Origin of the sequence: Providencia sp. JGM181 (assembly GCF_018257375.1) — a bacterium.
Taxonomy (GTDB): Bacteria; Pseudomonadota; Gammaproteobacteria; order Enterobacterales; family Enterobacteriaceae; genus Providencia; species Providencia lanzhouensis.
In genome coordinates, this window is record NZ_JAERJY010000288.1 from 1 (window position 1) to 880 (window position 880).

An 880-nucleotide genomic window follows, 5' to 3' on the forward strand; every position below is an offset into this window, starting at 1 on the left:
TCTCTAGTGAGCGTCGATTTGCAGCTACTGACTTGATATTTGCATTAGAAGATAAAGAAAAAAATCAAAAAAAAATAGATAAGTTGAGAGATGAAAATAAAATAAAAGTAAATGAGTGGAATATTAGTTTGACTGTTTTAAACATGAAAATGTTTAATTTAGACTTATATAATGAGTCAAAACTCATGGAAAACACGGTTCATTATGAATTTAGGTGTGCTCATAATCATATAAGAAATTACATCGAAAATAATAAGTTATCCAGCCTGGAGGAAGCAAAAAAACACTTGGATTATGCGTATGCAGCAACAAGAAGAATAAGCAACGAATTAGCGAGTATTTCAAAGGAAAGGTGGGATACTATAACCAGTGATAACACAGAACCTCTATCAATTTATAATATCCACAAAGCGTCGAATTGGACATTAATAAGAGCGCTTTTTCAAAGTTCGAAAAATGGCTTGAGCGTACCGAGATCTTGATTCGTTGCTTTTTTCCCAACCATCTGATGGAAAAAGAGGCCTTGGTCGAAGCAGCATGGAAGCAATGAATGCCATCTCATTGTTATCTAAATGATGTAAATCTTTATTAAAATGTTTTATCGCTGCAGATTTTGCTCCATATAATCGACTTCCAAAAAAAGCATTACTGGCATAGCATTCTATGATTTGATTTTTTGTAAACTTATAATTTATTAAAAATGCTAAGATAGACTCATACAATTTTCTAAATATAGTCCTATCCTTAAATCCTGTAATTGTTCGAACTAGTTGCATATCAATAGTGCTAGCTCCACCATGCTTTTTTCTTAGACGCTTGGATATATAACAGTTCCAATGCAATCGTTGCTGCGGCTAATGCCGTAATTTCTGATTGCTGT

Annotated in this window: 3 protein-coding genes; 1 reads left to right on the top strand and 2 read right to left on the bottom strand. The window is 33.0% G+C overall.

Going from position 1 to position 880, the window contains the following annotated elements:
• A partial coding sequence (locus JK188_RS18070; RefSeq protein WP_211888705.1) for a hypothetical protein occupies nucleotides 1-482 on the top strand: 482 nt, incomplete at its 5' end.
• Here JK188_RS18070 and JK188_RS17570 read toward each other — a convergent pair.
• Nucleotides 426-776, bottom strand: a complete 351-nt coding sequence (locus tag JK188_RS17570; RefSeq protein WP_249216049.1) for a transglycosylase domain-containing protein — start codon at nucleotides 774-776, stop codon at nucleotides 426-428. The two genes, JK188_RS18070 and JK188_RS17570, sit on opposite strands and share 57 nt — an antisense overlap.
• Before the next feature lie 10 nt (nucleotides 777-786).
• Nucleotides 787-880, bottom strand: a 94-nt coding sequence (locus tag JK188_RS18135) for a hypothetical protein (protein WP_249216050.1), incomplete at its 5' end; no start/stop codon positions are given.